The sequence below is a fragment of the Enterococcus sp. C57 genome (assembly GCF_040887305.1).
In the GTDB taxonomy this organism is placed as follows: Bacteria; Bacillota; Bacilli; order Lactobacillales; family Enterococcaceae; genus Enterococcus_B; species Enterococcus_B hirae.
Window position 1 is genome coordinate 21,661 of the sequence record NZ_JBFOFP010000012.1, and the last position, 17,873, is coordinate 39,533.

Genomic DNA, 17,873 nt, shown 5'->3' on the forward strand with positions numbered 1-17,873 from the left:
TTTTTTATCTTTTTTTTTGGTATACTAGTAACAGCACGATTTTTAAAAGGAGTGAGTCAATGCGAGTCATATCAGGAACATATGGTGGACGACGCTTAAAGAGTTTAGCAGGGGCTAATACACGTCCCACCACAGATAAAGTGAAAGAATCGATCTTCAATATGATCGGTCCTTACTTCGACGGAGAAACAGTCTTAGACCTATTTTCTGGTAGTGGCGGGTTAGCTATCGAAGCAGTTTCTCGTGGCTGTGGGCATGCCTTTTGTGTAGACAAAAATTACCAAGCGCTAAAAATAATCCAAGAAAACATTAAAGTAACGAAAGAGCCAGAAAAATTCACCACGTTAAAACTTGATGCGGACAAAGCCATCGAAAAGCTGGCAAATGATCAGCAAAAATTTGATTATTTATTTCTTGACCCACCATATGCCAAACAAAAAATTCTTGACCAAATAATCAAAATGACGGAGCTGGACCTTTTTAATGATTCGGCAGTTATTGTATGTGAAACTGATAAAACAGTGGAATTATCAGAAAAGATTGCTGATTTTACGCAAATCAGAAAACAAACGTATGGTATTTCAACTGTGACTATCTACAGAAAAGAGGAAGACCTATGAAAAAAGCCTTGTTTCCAGGCAGCTTTGATCCGTTCACGAATGGGCATTTAGATATGGTCGAACGAGCAGCAAAAATGTTTGATGAGGTCATCATTGGGGTATTTGTGAATACGTCAAAAAAACATCTATTTACCGTTGATGAAAAAGTTACATTGATTACTCAAGCTGTTCGTCATCTTCCGAATGTTAAAGTGTACCACCAGGAAAATCAATTAACAGTCGAGATTGCGAATGAATTAGCTGTTCAAACCATCATTCGTGGTATCCGTAGTGTAAAGGATTTTGAATATGAACGGGATATTGCTCAAATGAACCATCATTTAAATCAAGAAATCGAGACGGTCTTTTTATTGGCTAAACAAGAATATAGTCACGTTAGTTCTAGTTTATTAAAAGAAGTCTTACACTTTGGGGGAGATGTCAGTGACTATCTTCCACCAGTAATCAACGAAGCGTTAGCTGGAAAGCGTGAAAATGATGGACTTTAAAAGATGGTTAAAGACGATTCTTGTCATTTTTTTAGGGATATTTATTATTGGGTTCGTGGTAATTCCACTTCCTTTTTATGTGGAAGCACCAGGAGCAACCATCAATTTGAAAGAGCTGATTACCGTCAATGGGAAAAAGGACAAAGATTCAGGTTCCTTTTCATTAACTTCAGTGGGCATCCGTCGAGCAACTGGTTTTACAGCGGTCAAAGCCAAGCTAGCACCGTTTGAAGATTTGATTAGCGCTGAGGAGTTGACTGGCGGGGCGACTAGCGAAGAATACAATCAAATCCAACAATATTATATGGAGTCTTCCCAAAATGCAGCGATTGAGCAAGCACTAAAATTGGCAGGGCGCTCTTACCAGATGGAATTTAAAGGTGTCTATGTCATGAGTGTCGAGAAGAATTCCAATTTCTATGGAAAATTAGCAGTTGGTGATACAGTCACAAAAGTTGATGGACAAACCTTTAAAAGTGCAGAAGCATTTATGAAGTATGTCAAAAGTAAAAAAGTCGGCGATACGGTCACGATCACCTATCTCCGAGATGGCAAAGAAAACGAAACTTCAGGTAAATTGATCGAACTGCCAACGGATAATAAAGCAGGGATTGGGATTACTTTAACCGATCATACGAGTATCAAGTCGGATACAGATGTAATGATTAATTCAGGATCAATCGGAGGGCCGTCTGCTGGTTTGATGTTTACCCTGGAAATCTATGAACAATTGACCGGTAAAAATCTTCGTCAAGGGAAAGAAATTGCTGGTACTGGAACGATCAATAGCGACGGTGAAGTTGGGCGAATTGGTGGTATTGATAAAAAAGTGGCTAGTGCAGACAAAGCTGGCGTTGAAATATTCTTTGCACCGGATGATCCAATCTCAGATGAAATCAAGAAGAAACATCCAGAAATCAAAACCAATTACGAAGAAGCCAAAGCTGCTGCGAAAGAATTGAACTCTTCAATGAAAATTGTACCAGTGAAAACCGTACAAGATGCCCTTGATTATTTAGAAAAGATGAACTAAAGATTCATTATAAATCGTTTTGTTTAAACAACATTTTTTTATCGTTGTTCATGAAACGGTTTTTGAACGAATAAATAGACAGACAAAATTTCCTTTAAGATTGATGTTTTCAATGACTCAGCCTTAACGGAAAGCTTGTCTGTCTCTTTTTATAGAGAAACTAAAATGAATAGAAACTAGCCATGAGGGGATTTATGTGTATGAGGTAAGCTTTTTTATTCGTTTGATCAGTAAAATAAAAGTTATTTTTAACTGCGTCAGTTGATAAAGAGTTTAAACTTATTATGGAAAAATTTTCGGTGAAATGAAAAAATAGGAAATAAAGTGAAGATGTATGATATAATCGAAGGACAGAAAAATGAATACAGTAAGATGATCAGATCGTTCTAAGTCAGTGTTTTTTTACTGATTCCCTAGTAAAAACTACGTTGGCACACAGCTTTTAATTTTTACATTTATCCGATTCATTGGGTATTCTGAAAATAGAGGAAAGAGCTGGAGAATTTTATTCTTGAAATCTATTTAAAACCAACTACCACTTTTATTTTGTGATCAAGTCCTGTTTGTTTTTCTAAATTTACTTGGAGAGGATTAATGATGAGAAAAAAAGCGATTGTAATTATAATGATTCAAATGGTGATTTATGTTAGCTCAATCATAGGTGCGTTTATGAATAGAGGAGTTATTACAAATTGGCCTTCTTTACTTTTGTTATTCGGAATATGTATCGGTAATTTTGTGCCAATCGAGTATCGGACTAGTTTCAATTCTACTGATCCTGGGATTATTCTAAAAAATCATACAAGACGGTTAGAAAACATCATTTACATGATCATCACATGTCTCGTAATCGTACTAGTTATCTATCTGGATATGGTATAACGACTAGTTTAGACAATGGAATATTTTGTCCGTAAAAAAATATCTTATAAAATCTATGTAAACTAGCTCACGATTATTCATGAGGAAAAGCGAGTCTTTGACTTATTTAGGAGATTTGAACACTTGGAAAGTTGATGTAGTTGAGGCAGTGCTCTTTGGCATAGTGAGAATAATTGTACATAGCCGCTAGAGAGACAGTGGCAAAGATATCGGATTTAGGATTACTTAGGTAAGTCGGGTACATGCTCAAAAAAATCAAGGAAGAGCTTCGCTAAGAGTGTGAACTTGAAATTATTTTTAAAAAACGAATAGAAAAATAGATAAACATCAAAGTCAGTAAAAGTGATTTTGATGGTTTTTGCTAGGTAATGAAAAGAGAAATATAGACCCTATGTCAACGCCTATTCCTGAAATGTTTAAAGGTATGAAAGATTCATTCTTCATAAAATAATTGTCCCAAAAGTAGGTTTATTTTCATGTAGAAAAATGGTTTGACGTATTTAATCATGAAGAGAAAAACTTCTTCAGAATTTAAAGAAAGGAAACCAATCGGAAAATTGTCACAATGAGCGAAGAATGGAAAAACAAACGAAAGCGTTTCTATAGTTCCAACTTTTCTTCACCAAAATTTGTGATCGGAGGGATCTTTGGCATCATAGGGGTCATCATCCTTGGTGGAATGATGGTTCATTTTTTCAGTCAATCAAGTAAAAAGGATCAACTATTTTTGACAAACCAATCGATTGAAGCTCCGGAAAAGAACAGTTCTGAAACGAAACCAATTGATGAAACGGTGAGTACATCGACTAGGTCAGTGATTTATGTCGATGTGAAAGGAGCGGTGAAACAACCTGGAATGTACGCTTTTGTGGCAGAAGATCGGGTATTTGATGTTATTCAAAAAGCAGGTGGGCTGACGGAATCAGCTGACGAGAAACAGATCAACTTTGCAGCAAAAATAACGGATCAACAAATGCTGTACGTTCCTGAAGTAGGCGAAGAAATTCCAGAAAGCTCAAATGCTAGTCTAGCGACGGTAGATTCAGCGGACACAAACCCAGATCGAGTGCATCTTAATACCGCTGATCTTTCGCAATTGCAACAAATACCGGGGATCGGTGAAAAAAAAGCCCGAGAAATTATTCAGTATAGACAAGACAACGGGGCGTTCAAAAGTATTGACGAGCTTCAAGAAATAGACGGAATTGGTCAGAAGACAGTTGAAAAAATCAAAAACTTCGTTACAATTACTATAGAATAAACGATAGAGGTGGCTAATATGAGCAATGAACGGATTCCTTGGGACCAATATTTTATGGCTCAAGCAGTATTATTATCATTGAGAAGTACTTGTACACGATTAGAAGTCGGCGCAACTTTAGTAAGAGAAAAACGGATCATTGCTGGAGGCTACAATGGCGCTGTTAGTGGGGATGTTCATTGCATTGATGAAGGGTGTTATATCGTCGATGGTCATTGCTTGCGAACGATCCATGCGGAAATGAATGCTTTATTACAATGTGCAAAACTAGGCATACCTACGGAGGGCGCAGAGATTTACGTGACTCATTTCCCTTGTTTAGCTTGTACAAAAGCCTTATTACAAGCAGGAATCAAAAAGATCAACTATTTACATGATTATCGAAATGATCCGTATGCACAATCATTGATCGAACAATTAGGCGCAACTGTTCATCAAGTATCATTGGATTCTACTCACTTTTCTAAACTCCAAAAAGAATTATCAGGAGAACATGTTTAGTAGATTTTGTGATCAAACACAGAATCGATTCATTTTTCCAGCGATTTCTTCGATTTTTATTTGTTTGTTTTATTATACAGACAGATGGCATTATCGTTTGATTTTCGCTGGATTTTTTTTGTTTTTTTTACGGAAAGAAAATAAACAAATTATTGGTTTAAGTCTCATTTGTAGTACGCTGGTTTTATTTTCTTGCTGGCTTAAAGAAACAAAACCAATCGATGATCAAAGGACGTTGGAACGTATCATGGTCGCCTCAGACACAGTGAAAATGAATGGAGATTTAGTGACTTTTATTGGGCACACAACGGACAAGCAAAAGATTTCTTGCAGCTATTATGCCAAATCTGAACAAGAAAGAAATTCTTTTCTTGTTCTTAGACATGAAGCGATTGAATTAATTGTAGTCGGGGATTACCAAGAAACTTCCAAACAAAGGAATCCTTATGGGTTTGATCAAAAAAAGTATGACCAAATACATCGGATCAAAGGACGATTTCAGATACGCCAGATCAAAGAACATTTGAATCGTAATGCTTGGCAGAATATGCTGAGCAGAACACGAGGAAGGTTTATTACGTTTATTCAAGAACACTTTAGTCACAAGGTGAGTGTCTATATGAATGCTTTGATCTTTGGCTATAAAGATAGTCAGTTTTTAGCATCAGAAGACACATATAAAGAAACTGGCTTACTTCATTTATTCAGTTTGTCAGGCATGCACATCCAAACTTACTTAGGTTGGCTCTATTATCTGTTTCGCAGAGGAGGGATGACATTAACTGCTAGTTATCTCCCACTAGTTGGGGGGACTTTGGGGTATTTTAGCTTATCTGGGGGCTCTGTGTCAGTGAAAAGAGCGGGGCTGTCATTCTTATTGAAATTAGGACTAAAACTCCTCAATGTCAAATTTTCTTCTTTCGATCATTATTCGATTATTTTATGGATACTTTTGCTGATCGAGCCGCTTTGTCTTTTCCAAGTAGAGGGCCAGCTAAGTTTAGGAATGAGCTTCTTCTTTCTTTTGTTGTCTCGCCCAACCACTAAGTTTCAAAAGTTTACTACTATCGTGTTATTTAGTATCGGCATCATGCCACTGACAGCTTGGCATTTTTATGAGTGGCCACTATTAGGGAGTATGTTGACTCTTCTTTTTGCTCCTGTTTTTAAGAAAGTATTTCTTCCTTGTTTGACGTTTTTATTTGTTTTTGGCAGGGTATTACCTCTAAGTGTTAGCGAGTTGCTTAATTCTTTTTTAGTCCATTTCGAGAGCTTACTAGATTCGTTGAGATTTGCCAATCTAGTGATTGGGCGACCGAATGGCTGGTTGTTAATATTTAGTTTAGGCTTTCTTTTATGGCTTATAGAGAAAAAGCAACATGAACCATTTCAATGCGTGACAGCTGCACTCCTTGTGCCCATTATTCTCATTTTTGGTCGTTTTCTTCAATTCGGAAGTAGTATCACTTTCAACGACGTAGGGCAAGGAGACAGTATTCTTTTTAAAGCGCCGTTTTTAAAAGAAATCGTTATGATTGATACTGGTGGAAAATTGGGTTTTCAAAAAGAAGCTTGGCAAGAGCGAAGGGTTAGACCACCTGCAGAGTTCAATCTTGTCCCATTTTTAAAAGGAAATGGCATCCGACACATCAATAAACTGATATTGACGCATGACGATATCGATCATGTGGGAGAAATTACGACATTAGCAAAACATTTCAAGATCGATACGATTTATATTGGTTGGGGAGCTGGCAAAAGTACCTGGCTCCATACGCAGTTGCAGAAATTGGAAAAAGCAGGAACTACTATTTGTGAAGTCAGGCAGGGTGATTGGATCAAAGGTTATTTTGATTTTTTTGTGTTGTCTCCGATTACCCAGGGGAAGGGGGAGAATGAAGATTCAATTGGCTTGTCAGTGACTCATCAATCCTGTCGTTTTCTCTTTTTAGGTGATTTAGATCAGCATGCAGAAGAAAAGATCGGAAACGCTTATCCAGATTTAAAAGCGGATGTGATCAAATTAGGACATCATGGCAGCCGCACATCTAGTCATCCACAGTTCATTTCGCAATTAGAAGCAACCTATGGTGTTTTATCCTGTGGCGTGAATAATTTATTTGGTCATCCTCATGAAGACGTACTAGCGACGTTAAAGCAGAATAAAGTCACTCCTTTGCGTACCGACCGTCAAGGCGCAATTACTTTTAAATGGCATCCCTTTTGGTATCCAAACGGAAAGATCCACACAATGATAGACTAGCAATTCCCAGCTACTCATGGTAGGATAAATTTGAAAGTGGTGAACGAAATGAGTATTCAAGCAGATTTACAAAAAATCCGTAAAGAAAAGCTTGCGCCTTGTTATTTGATTCTAGGTACTGAAAAATATTTACAGGATCAGGTAAGAGCAGAAATCCAGAAAAAAATTCAAATCGATAGTCAAGATGACTTGAATTTCTTAAGTTTTGATATGGGGAATGCTAGTATTGATGAGGTGGTTGCTGAGGCAGAGACTTTGCCATTTTTTGGTGATCAACGCCTAGTATTTGTAGAAAATCCCTACTTTTTAACAGCTGAAAAAGTGAATAATGGGATTGAACAAAATACGGATCTACTGATTGATTATTTAAAAGAACCTTTAGAATCAACAGTTTTAGTGTTTTTTGCTCCCTATGAGAAATTAGATGAGCGAAAAAAAGTAACGAAACAATTAAAAAAAGCTGCTGTGACCATCAATGTTCAGCAATTGAATGAAAAAGAAGTACGTCAGTATTTATTGAATACACTGGAAAATGCACCGTTTCAAATGGACCGTAAAGCGATTGATCTGTTTTTAAGGTTAACGGATCTCGATCTATCAAAAATGATGAGGGAATTGAATAAATTACTATTGTATGGGCAACAACAAGAACTGATCACTGTTAAAGAAGTGGAACAGTTAGTCCCTAAAACCTTGGAACATAATCTTTTTGATATGACACAATATATTCTTTCCGGGAAAACAGAACAAGCGCTGCGGTTGTTTGAAGACTTAATTACCCAAGGAGAAGAAACCATTAAGATCAATGCCATCTTGCTTTCACAAATACGTTTGTTTTTACAGACCAAGTTTTTGATGAAAATCGGTTATCAGCAGGCTAATATTGCTGAGACTTTAAAGATACATCCTTACCGTGTAAAATTGGCGATGCAAGAGGTACGTAAATTTGATGAAAAGATCCTAAGGCGTTTATTTGACGATCTGGTTGAAATGGATTACCAAATCAAAAGTGGTAAAATCGAAAAAGAATTAAGCTTTCAATTATTTGTCTTACGAACAGGTCAGCTTTTGAAGAGTTAAAAAGAAGAGAAAAACAATCGAAATAAATCCAAAAAGAACGCTTGAAACGATGATGTTTTGAGCGTTTTTTAGACATCAATTGTTTTAGAGTAGGAAGTGCTGAGTCAGCCGCAGCTGGTTTACTAATAAAAAGAATGGAAAGAAACCCAACAGAAGGGTGATCGAATAGACTGTTTGAGACAAAATAAAAAAACCGGCCGTAGCCGATTTCCTTATTTAGCGATTTTTTTGCTTAAACGAGATTTGTCGCGGTTAGCTTTGTTTTTATGAATTAGACCTTTTGTTTCAGCCATATCAATAGCTTTAACAGCTTCTTTATATAACGCATCTACGTTTTCAGCACCTGAAGCTACAGCATCTTCAAATTTTTTGATTGCAGTACGCATAGCGCTTGTTTGAGATGAATTTTTAACGTTCGCATTTTCGCTTGTACGAACACGTTTGATTGCAGATTCAATGTTTGGCATTAGTTTCACCTCCGATAAATTAAGTTCTTACGCGTGTTACCGCATAATTCAACATTCATTATTATACCTAAATGAAGTAATCTTTGCAATATGAACATGACAAGTTTTTTTCCTTAACACTAAAAGAAACTTAATTCTAGGCTCTACTAGCATTGAAAGAGAAGGAAAATGGGCAAATAAAAAACGCTATTGTGGGAGACAATAGCGTTCAACCAAAGCAGATAAATTTATCTTTTTAAACAAAATTTGAATGGGACTGTTTGGTACTCGAACATTATATAACAAAGCGAACCGTTTGCAAAGCTTTTTTTGAAAAGGGATACGTTCCTTGTAGACTAAGCAATCATAACGATACCATTCTTTAGTTATTTTATAACCGTTAACCGTTGGTGTAGCTAAATTTATTCCGGAGTCCCAATAATTTTAATGTATTCATCAATATTTTTGATCATCATTTTTTTGATGACTAATTGATTGCGGCGGTTCCATTTTCCACTGACTTCTAATACATATTTATTTAAAGGGAGCCGAAGAATATATTTTGCCAAGTAACGATCTTTCAACAGACCGTTAATGACACGATCTTCCAGTTGAAGATTTAAGCCAGTCAACATCATAGGTTGTTCTTGTAAGACATACGTATCAATTAAAAGACCTTCAAAGGTTTCCATGAGCGTTTTCCTTTCTATATATAAAGCATAATAGCGAATGATTAAAAATATAAGTGATGCTATCTTGTGTTCTAGTATAACAAAAAATGAAAGGAGGAGCCAAAAAGAAATGAGGATTATTTAATAATATTTTAGGAAACATAAAAGGGAGGAAGTGGTGTATGGGTAAGGAGAAGAGGTAGGAACATTAAAAACATACTTGATGAAACCCACGCAACTTTTATCAAGTAGATTCCATAAGTAAAGATAAATGGAAAAACAATAAACCCGATAGATAAAGTTTTTTCACTTCATCTATCGGGTTTACTTTTTTCACGATCAATTAAAGTAGGTATTGAACACATTTTGGATCAGATCTGGAAATAAAAGATAAGCTATTCCTAAAATCAATACGATCGCTAATAAAAACCAACCAACCGTGCCGATAAAGTATTTTAATTTTTCTAACATGTGATCACCTCGGAATAAGTATATCACGAACGATTCGATTCAGAGGACTCAAAACACTTTAACTGTGATCGATTTTTTCATTTACTTAAAGAAAATAATTGCAAGAGACAATAGGTAATACCAGAAGCAATGACTGGACCAGCAGCGATCCCTTTTAAGAAAACGACTCCGAGAATTGTTCCAAAAACCAATGCAACAGTAATCTGCGGGTCTGAAGCAATCAAACCGACTCCTTTGGAAGAAAGGACGGCTACTAGACCACCACAAAACACAGCAATCCAACCGATTGGTGATTTAAAGGCATCCAGTAAATCTTTTAAACCAATCTCGCCAGTAGCGATTGGAACTAAAATAGCAGCTGTGATGATGGTGACTCCTAGATTAATTCCTTTGCCTTGAAGCCAAGTAAGAAACACTTTCGATGTCGGTATCAATTTGACTAGTAATATAAAACCTGTAGCGATGATCAAGCTTTGATTTTTAGCAAGCAGGGCAACAAGCATGATCAATCCAAGAAAAATCCAACTTTCCATAAAAAAAGAACCTCACTTTCCTGCCATCAATCATATCATTTTTTCAACGGTTACAAAAGTGAGGTTCATCAGAGTGGAAAAACTAGATAGAGTGGTGATTCGGCTGTAAGGGACAGCCAGTGCAACGTGATTTTTTGGAAGTATCTTCAGGTAAGGGTTTCAATAAACGTAACCCATTTAAGATAACCAAGATCGTGCTTCCTTCATGACCAATCACGCCAAGAGGTAAATTTAAAAATTGCAGAAAGTTAGAAAGGATCAGTAAACAAATCACTGTAAGAGAAAAAATAATATTTTGCTTAATGATTTTCTTCATTCTTAGTGAAAGACGGTGGGCATAACTTAATTTTTGCAAGTCATTTTTTACCAAGACAATATCAGCGATTTCCATAGCGACATCCGTTCCTTGTCCCATGGCAACTCCTAGTGAAGCAGTTGCAAGAGCTGGGGCATCATTGACACCATCACCAACCATTGCTGTGACAGCATACTTTTCTTTTTGCTGTTGTGCATAGTGTGTTTTATCCGATGGTGTGCAGTTAGCCAGTAAGTGTTGAACACCAATTTTCTCTGCAATAGCTGCAGCAGTCCCTTGGTTATCTCCAGTGACCATGCTGGTATCAATTTGCTGGTTATTGAAATAGTCAATGACTTGTTGGGCATTTTCTTTCGGCACATCTAATAAGCCGATGAGTGCTATCAATTGATCATCTTTGGTTAAAACAATCACTGTCTTTCCCTGTTGTTCGAGTAAACGAATTTTATCAAGAAGTTCTTTTTCAGCTATCGACGTTTTTTCTGGTTCCCATTTACCTACAATCCACTGAGCTTCTTGGTAAACTGTTCGTAAACCAAACCCCGTGATTTCTTCGATTGGTAATTTTTGGATGTCTTTTGGTATAGCAATGTCAAAATGTGTTACGATTGCTTGAGCTAAGGGGTGCGTTGTTTTTTGTTCCATTGAAACTAAGATTTGTTGCGCCAGATTCTGATCTTTTACAAAATAGCTATCAGTTACTATCGGTTTACCTTTCGTTAAAGTTCCGGTTTTATCAAAGGCAATTGCTTTTAAATCAGCTAATTGTTCTAAATGGAGTCCACCTTTGATCAGCACACCGTTGCGGGCAGCGTTAGAAAGGGCTGCTAGTGTTGCAGGTGTCGCAGAGGCAACCAACGCACAAGGAGAGGCGACAACCAATAAAACCATTCCCCGATAAAAACTTTCTTGAAAACTCCAGCCAAAAATGAAATATGAAACAAGAATCATTAATGGAACAACGACTAACACACCTTTAACGTAGGTATTTTCAATACGAGAGATAAAAGAAGCGGTCTTTGTAGGGGTGCTTTGTGCTTTTTCAACCAGCTGGATGATTTTAGCAAAAACGGTCTCATCACTTTTTTTAGTCACCTGTAGGATCAAAGGATTCCCTCGATTGATCGTTCCTGCAAATAACTCATCATGAGGAACTTTTTCAACTGGTACAGATTCACCACTCAATGTTGCTTCATCAACCGTTGCTTGTTGACTTTCTAAATAGCCGTCAATTGGGATCGTTCCACCTTTTGGGACAAATACCCGATCATCGATCTTAAGATCAGTTACAGCTATTTCTTCTAATTCTTCGTTTGCAGTTAAACGTTGTGCTTTTCGTGGCTGTAGATTCATTAAAGCGGTAATTTCTTGCTGACTTTTACTGGTCGTATATTCTTCGAGAGCGCCACTTAAACAGAAAATAAACGTAAGCATCGCACCTTCTAAAAAATCACCGATCAAACAAGCGCCAATTGCTGCCAAGGCCATCAATAAGTCAACATTCAATGTGTTTTCCTGCCAGAGTTCGGTCAACCCTTCACGAGTCTGCTTGAAACCGCCGAATGAGATGGCGCCTAAATAAAAGATGATACTTAGAAAAGGCACAAAAGATTGAGTAGCCAAACCTAAAATTATAAGTAATAAACAACCGATTGTCGGGATAAATGTCTGTATTAAACGAGTCATATTTGTTTCCTCCTTTACAAAATCAATATACCACACGAAAATTCTAATTGATAATAAAAATCGCTAAATGAGAACGATAATAGTTATCATTTAGAATAACGCGTTTTTGGAAAGGGGATAATTAGAATAAATATAAAAAAACACCGTAATCATACGGTGCTTTGACTTCGTTTTATTCAGTTACATTGCGATAAACCAGTAACCAATCAAAATGATCCCTAAAATGATACGATACCAACCAAAAATTGTAAAGTCGTTTTTCTTCAAATAACTTAACAAGAATTTGATGGCTAAAACGGAGACAATAAATGATACGAGGGTTCCAACGAGTAAAATAATCGTTTCTTCCATTTTAAAGGAGTTTCCTTCAGCTAGATACTTCACGATTTTTAAACCACTGGCACCAAACATCACTGGGATACCAAGGAAAAATGAAAATTCTGTTGCTACAAATCGAGAAGCACCAATCAAAATGGCTCCGAGGATCGTAGCTCCTGAACGAGAAGTTCCAGGAACTAACGCTAATACTTGGAATAATCCAACCAGTAACGCCGCTTGATAAGTAAAATCGTTTAAGGTTGTCCAACGTGGTGTTTTTGTCTTGTTTCTTTTTTCCACAACAATGAATGCAATCCCATAAACGATTAAGACGATCGCAACTGGTAGAAATTTATGAAAATGTTCTTCTAACCAATCATCTAAAGGTAATCCAATAATAATTGCTGGAATACAAGCGACTACGACTTTGAACCATAATGTCCAAGTATCTTTTTTCTCAATAGTGGTTTTGCTTGGAGAAAAGGGATTTAATTTATGAAAATATAAAACGACGACTGCTAAAATAGCACCTAATTGAATAACGACGTTGAACATCGACATAAACTGTGTGCTAGCGTCTAGCTTGATGAACTGATCTGCTAGGATCAAGTGACCAGTACTACTGATCGGCAACCACTCGGTAATCCCTTCGATAATTCCTAAGATAGCTGCTTTGATGATATTTGCAAAAAACATACGGACCTTCCTTCCCAAATAAAATACAGTATTAAGTATACCGTTCTTTCTAATGAAAACCAAATGCTTTCTTGATGTTAAGAAAAACTTGATAAATAGCAAGAGGGTATAAGAAAGCGAGTACTCAAGTGAGTACTCGCAAACCAGTGTTTGATAACAGAATGATTATAAGAAAGAATCCCGCGAGTGTTTTTTTCCCTGCTCTATATAACTAATATCGTTGATTCCTTCAATTGAAAAATTGCCTTTTTCATACGTCACTTTTGTCACGCTGCCATTTAATAAGCCTGCTCGAACAGGTTGATGTACGTCAATTAGGCTGAGTAAAAAGCCAATTGTCAACCCATGAGAAACAACTAGGACGTTGCCACCACCATTTTTTTCGCAATGGTGCGCAATGTCTTCAAATCCTGACCATACACGATTTTTTAAAGTATCGTAGGTCTCAGCCCAGCCAGCGGTATCCAGGTTATAAATAGCATTAGCAATTTGTTCAAAAGTTACGTCCGTCGTGAACATCTCATCATAAGTTTTGAAGTTTAATACTCGGGGGATAACACCCCACATTTCCATGTCATACCCACCTTCTAAAGAGCCAAAACACCATTCACGAATTCTTTGATCGATAAAATAAGGGATATCTTTTCCTTTGGCATGTTCACTGAGGATGATACGTGCCGTTTCAATAGCACGACCACTATCGCTAGAATAAGCAAAAGAAAAATCAACGTCTTTCAATCCTTTTCCAAGATAGTGGATTCCTTCTTGGCCTTGTTTGGTGAGTGGTGTGTCACACCAACCTTGGACACGTTCAATCGTATTGAACATCGTTTTTCCGTGTCTGACGATGTAAAGAGTGGTTTTAGTCATATTTACAGCCTCCAATCGATTTGTTAGTTAAGCATTAAAGAAAGGGTTGGTTCTTTTTTCATGTTCAATGGTCGTAGCATCTCCATGCCCAGGATAAACGGCAAATTCATCTGGCAACACAAACAGCTGGGTTTGAATACTGTGTAGCAGCTGCTCCAGATTCCCAGTATATAGATCGGTTCGACCGATACTGCCTTTAAATAGTGCATCACCTGATACGACAAAATCATCAAAGATAAAGCTGACACTTCCAATCGAATGACCAGGTGTAGGGACGACCCGAAATGTCATATTCCCTAGACGATAGGTTTTCATTTCAAATTCATATTCAGCAGGTGAAACAATGATATTCGCAATGTCATCATGTCTTCCCAAACCAGAAAGATTCAATATCGGATCGCCTAACCAACTTTGTTCTAATGGACTAACATATACAGGGATCTGATAAAACTGACGAAGTTCTTCGACGGCTCCGATATGGTCATAGTGGGTATGTGTTAGTAAAATCGCTACGGGTTGTTGTTGCGTTTTTTCGATTTGCGTTTTGATTTTTGCTGCATCTTCACCAGGATCAATAATCAGTAAAGCTTCATCGTTATAAACCAAATAACAATTTTCTTCGATCATCCCAGTTTTGATTTGTTCAATATGCATAAAGAGTTCCTCCTGATCGCTTACTTAATTCTAGTATAACTCAATTGATAAGATGAAACAAAAGACCCTACTTGAGGAATGGTCCACGCTGAATCTAAATCGAATTGAATGAATAATAAATGAATTAATTGAATTAATTTATTATAGTAGAGCTGAGTCATGTTTTTTTGTAGCCGAGTTTTCTTGCTTCCTAAATGAACCACTTATTTCAATGACAAGATGTAAAATAAAAGTATTGAGAGATTTTAAACAAGAGGACAGAAAATTCTCACTTCTTTTTAATAAGTTGGTGTTAGAGTGAGCTCATCCAAAAATCCTAATTCTATATCCTATTCGAGCTTGCGACAATGATGTCCAACTCTGAAAAACAAAGGGAAGCATCCGAAAATGCAAAAAGCTATTTTCGGATGTTTTACTTTACTTTCAAGTGAACGATGATGAATGTAAAGGGAGAGAGATATCTGAATAATGTAAACAAATCTATAGCTTTGTAAACATACTTATGAAAGGAAAAAGTGAGTAAATAGCTGTAATACTTTCATCTGTTGAGGCGTATAAATCGGCAAATTGATAAGCTTGATTTTAGTATTTTGCGATTCTTTTCTTTTTCAGGTAGACTTATAGTCAAAGGAGTGGGAGTGGTGAAGCAATCAAAAATATCGGTACGTAACCTTGTTGAATTTATCTTAAGGCGTGGCAGTATCGACAATCGTAAAAAAAGTAACCATACCGCACTGGAAGGTGCCAAGATCCATCGGAAGCTTCAAAAAGATGCTGGAGAAGACTATGAAAAAGAAGTCTTTTTAAAGACGACTGTCCACTTCGAGGAATACCAGCTAATCATAGAAGGGCGAGCAGATGGCGTGTTCCAAAAAGAAGGCATCTATTATATTGATGAAATAAAAACTTCGGAACCGAGGTATGAAGACTTAGAAAAAGAACAAATTGAATTATTTTTCCATCAAGCAAGAACCTATGCTTATATTTATTGTCATGAACATGATTTAAAAGAAATCAATTTGCAACTAACTTATTATCAAACTACTGAAGGAATTATTACCCGAAAAGTTGAGCATCAAACTATCGAACAATTAAATGAGTTTTTTAAAAAACTTACAGATGACTATAAAGAATGGCTGATTTTTCAAGAGAATTGGCGTACCGTTCGAAATGCTTCTTTGATGGCTTTGAAATTCCCCTATGACAACTACCGTAAAGGTCAAAGAGAGTTAGCAGTCGCTGCCTATAAAACGATTCGTACAAAACAAAAATTATTCGTCGAAGCACCGACAGGAACTGGAAAAACAGTTTCTACACTGTTCCCCGCCTTGAAAGCAATAGGAGAAGAAGAGGGAGAACGCATTTTTTATTTAACGGCTAAAACAATCACGAGACAAGTGGCTGAAGATGCTTTGGAGGCGTTAAAAGATGTGGGTGCTGAGACCAAAAGTGTGACTTTGACAGCCAAAGATAAGATTTGTTTTTTAGACGAAACAACATGTAATCCAGATCAATGTCCATATGCCAACGGTTATTACAACCGGATCAATGAAGGATTATGGGATTTATTGAATCATGAAAATCAAATCACCAGAGAAGTTATTGAAACTTATGCGAAGAAACATACGTTATGTCCTTTTGAGTTGTCGCTAGATGTGAGTTTATGGTGTGATGTGATTATTGGGGATTATAATTATTTGTTTGATCCGACTGTTTATTTACGACGTTTTTTTGAAGGCGAAAAAAATGAGGATCATCTTTTTCTGATTGATGAAGCCCATAATTTGGTCAGTCGTTCCCGAGAGATGTACTCCGCAAAACTTTCATATCGAAGCGCTAGAAACGTCTATGCACTCATTCCAAAAGAATTTAAAAAGTTAAGACGACGTTTTAATAAGTTACTTAAAGCGTTCGATCAGATCCAGGAAATTTCAAATGAAGATGGGTGGACCTACCACCATCAAAAAGCACCCGCGGACACATTGGTTAATGCTGGTTATCAATTGAGTGAGCACATCCAAGAGTGGTTGGCAGAGTATCCTGAACATGCCATTCAAGAGACGTTACTCCCCTTTTATTTTGACTTACTTCACTTTTTGAAAATCAGTGAATTTTACGATGATCATTATGAAACAACTGTAGAGAAAACTTATCAAGATTTCATCATCAAAGCATTTTGCATCGATCCTAGTGATTTTTTAGAACAATCGTTAGCTAAGGGGAGAAGTAGTATCTTATTTTCCGCTAGTTTTTCGCCATTGTCTTATTACCAAGAAACGCTAGGAGGAAAAGAGAGCTTAGCTTATCGCTTGCCAAGTCCTTTTCCAGAAGAAAACCAAAAAGTGCTGATCACAAATTATTTAGAAACAACCTATCGTAAACGAGAAGAGAACATGCCTCGATTAATTGAAACGATCCAACATTTTACAAAAGAAAAGATCGGAAATTACTTGATATTTTTCCCCTCTTACCAATATTTGGATCAGGCAGTGACAGCCTTTCAAGAAAAACATCCAGATGTTAAGGTGCTGATTCAAGATACCATGATGAGTGAAACTGAGAGAGAAACATTTTTGAAGCAGTTTCAAATTGATCCAGACGAAACCTTACTAGCTTTTTGTGTGTTAGGCGGAATCTTTTCAGAAGGGATCGATTTAAAAGGAACCCGATTAATTGGCAGTATGATCGTTGGCGTTGGATTACCACAAATGAACCATGAGCAGGAGTTGATCAAAGAATATTATGACGAAAAAGATCAGCTGGGATTTGCTTATGCGTACCAATTACCTGGTATGAATAAAGTCTTACAAGCAGCGGGGCGTGTCATTAGAGATGCCAGTGATCAGGGAATCGTTTTGTTAGCAGATCAGCGTTTTACTCGGTTGGATTATCGCCAATTATTTCCAAGACATTGGCAGTCAGCGACCACTGTCAGAAACCTTTCTGAACTCACAAAAGAAATCACCGATTTTTGGCACAAAAGTAAATCATTAGAGATGTGAAATTACTCTAGCGCTAGTAGTTTAAAATTAAAAACACCTGAATCAACCACAAACGACTGGTAGATTCAGGTGTCTTATCTGT

General features: G+C 36.8%; 17 protein-coding genes. 9 read left to right on the forward strand and 8 right to left on the reverse strand.

Going from position 1 to position 17,873, the window contains the following annotated elements:
• Nucleotides 1-38: 38 nt before the first annotated feature.
• The 8 genes from rsmD to holA all read left to right on the forward strand — a co-directional run bounded on the left by rsmD (nt 39) and on the right by holA (nt 8,128).
• Nucleotides 39-620, forward strand: a complete 582-nt coding sequence (gene rsmD, locus AB5M32_RS12750) for a 16S rRNA (guanine(966)-N(2))-methyltransferase RsmD (protein WP_368024505.1) — start codon at nt 39-41, stop codon at nt 618-620.
• Entirely contained in the window at nt 617-1,108 is a 492-nt protein-coding gene (gene coaD, locus AB5M32_RS12755) for a pantetheine-phosphate adenylyltransferase (protein ID WP_010719347.1), read from the forward strand. The genes rsmD and coaD overlap by 4 nt, the downstream gene beginning before the upstream one ends.
• The gene (locus tag AB5M32_RS12760; protein ID WP_025480486.1) at nt 1,098-2,141 is read left to right on the forward strand and encodes a SepM family pheromone-processing serine protease; all 1,044 of its coding nucleotides are present in this window, start codon (nt 1,098-1,100) and stop codon (nt 2,139-2,141) included. Before coaD ends, AB5M32_RS12760 begins: the two co-directional genes overlap by 11 nt.
• A 594-nt stretch (nt 2,142-2,735) precedes the next feature.
• Nucleotides 2,736-3,023 (forward strand): hypothetical protein, encoded by a 288-nt coding sequence (locus tag AB5M32_RS12765; RefSeq protein WP_010737459.1) that lies wholly within the window; start codon nt 2,736-2,738, stop codon nt 3,021-3,023.
• A gap of 565 nt (nt 3,024-3,588) precedes the next feature.
• On the forward strand, nt 3,589-4,284 hold the full coding sequence (locus tag AB5M32_RS12770; protein ID WP_178286345.1) for a helix-hairpin-helix domain-containing protein: 696 nt from the start codon (nt 3,589-3,591) through the stop codon (nt 4,282-4,284).
• 18 nt (nt 4,285-4,302) lie between these two features.
• Entirely contained in the window at nt 4,303-4,785 is a 483-nt protein-coding gene (locus AB5M32_RS12775) for a ComE operon protein 2 (RefSeq protein ID WP_010719343.1), read from the forward strand.
• Nucleotides 4,778-7,048: a DNA internalization-related competence protein ComEC/Rec2 gene (locus AB5M32_RS12780; protein WP_178286343.1), complete on the forward strand. Its 2,271-nt coding sequence runs from the start codon at nt 4,778-4,780 to the stop codon at nt 7,046-7,048. The genes AB5M32_RS12775 and AB5M32_RS12780 overlap by 8 nt, the downstream gene beginning before the upstream one ends.
• Before the next feature lie 36 nt (nt 7,049-7,084).
• Nucleotides 7,085-8,128, forward strand: coding sequence for a DNA polymerase III subunit delta (holA, locus tag AB5M32_RS12785; protein WP_034700673.1), 1,044 nt, complete (start codon nt 7,085-7,087; stop codon nt 8,126-8,128).
• A 212-nt stretch (nt 8,129-8,340) separates the two neighbouring features.
• Here the strand turns inward: holA and rpsT are convergent, their stop codons facing one another.
• The 8 genes from rpsT to AB5M32_RS12825 form a co-directional block, all read right to left on the reverse strand.
• Nucleotides 8,341-8,595 (reverse strand): 30S ribosomal protein S20, encoded by a 255-nt coding sequence (gene rpsT, locus AB5M32_RS12790; protein WP_010719340.1) that lies wholly within the window; start codon nt 8,593-8,595, stop codon nt 8,341-8,343.
• 401 nt (nt 8,596-8,996) lie between these two features.
• Nucleotides 8,997-9,266, reverse strand: coding sequence for a hypothetical protein (locus AB5M32_RS12795; RefSeq protein ID WP_005878685.1), 270 nt, complete (start codon nt 9,264-9,266; stop codon nt 8,997-8,999).
• Nucleotides 9,267-9,584: 318 nt separating this feature from the next.
• Nucleotides 9,585-9,716: a hypothetical protein gene (locus tag AB5M32_RS12800; protein WP_256736430.1), complete on the reverse strand. Its 132-nt coding sequence runs from the start codon at nt 9,714-9,716 to the stop codon at nt 9,585-9,587.
• A gap of 77 nt (nt 9,717-9,793) precedes the next feature.
• A complete protein-coding gene (locus AB5M32_RS12805) occupies nt 9,794-10,249 on the reverse strand; it encodes a DUF441 domain-containing protein (RefSeq protein WP_010719338.1) in 456 nt (151 codons plus the stop codon).
• A gap of 82 nt (nt 10,250-10,331) precedes the next feature.
• On the reverse strand, nt 10,332-12,251 hold the full coding sequence (locus tag AB5M32_RS12810) for a heavy metal translocating P-type ATPase (RefSeq protein WP_178286341.1): 1,920 nt from the start codon (nt 12,249-12,251) through the stop codon (nt 10,332-10,334).
• 180 nt (nt 12,252-12,431) lie between these two features.
• Nucleotides 12,432-13,265 (reverse strand): undecaprenyl-diphosphate phosphatase, encoded by an 834-nt coding sequence (locus tag AB5M32_RS12815; protein WP_010737464.1) that lies wholly within the window; start codon nt 13,263-13,265, stop codon nt 12,432-12,434.
• Between the two features lie 165 nt (nt 13,266-13,430).
• Complete coding sequence (locus tag AB5M32_RS12820) at nt 13,431-14,135, reverse strand: histidine phosphatase family protein (protein WP_034700670.1); 705 nt, start codon at nt 14,133-14,135, stop codon at nt 13,431-13,433.
• 27 nt (nt 14,136-14,162) lie between these two features.
• Nucleotides 14,163-14,789, reverse strand: coding sequence for an MBL fold metallo-hydrolase (locus AB5M32_RS12825; protein ID WP_063627038.1), 627 nt, complete (start codon nt 14,787-14,789; stop codon nt 14,163-14,165).
• Nucleotides 14,790-15,427: 638 nt separating this feature from the next.
• On the opposite strand from AB5M32_RS12825, the gene AB5M32_RS12830 reads away from it, so the two are divergent.
• A complete protein-coding gene (locus AB5M32_RS12830; protein WP_094940571.1) occupies nt 15,428-17,791 on the forward strand; it encodes an ATP-dependent DNA helicase in 2,364 nt (787 codons plus the stop codon).
• The last annotated feature ends 82 nt before the right edge of the window (nt 17,792-17,873 follow it).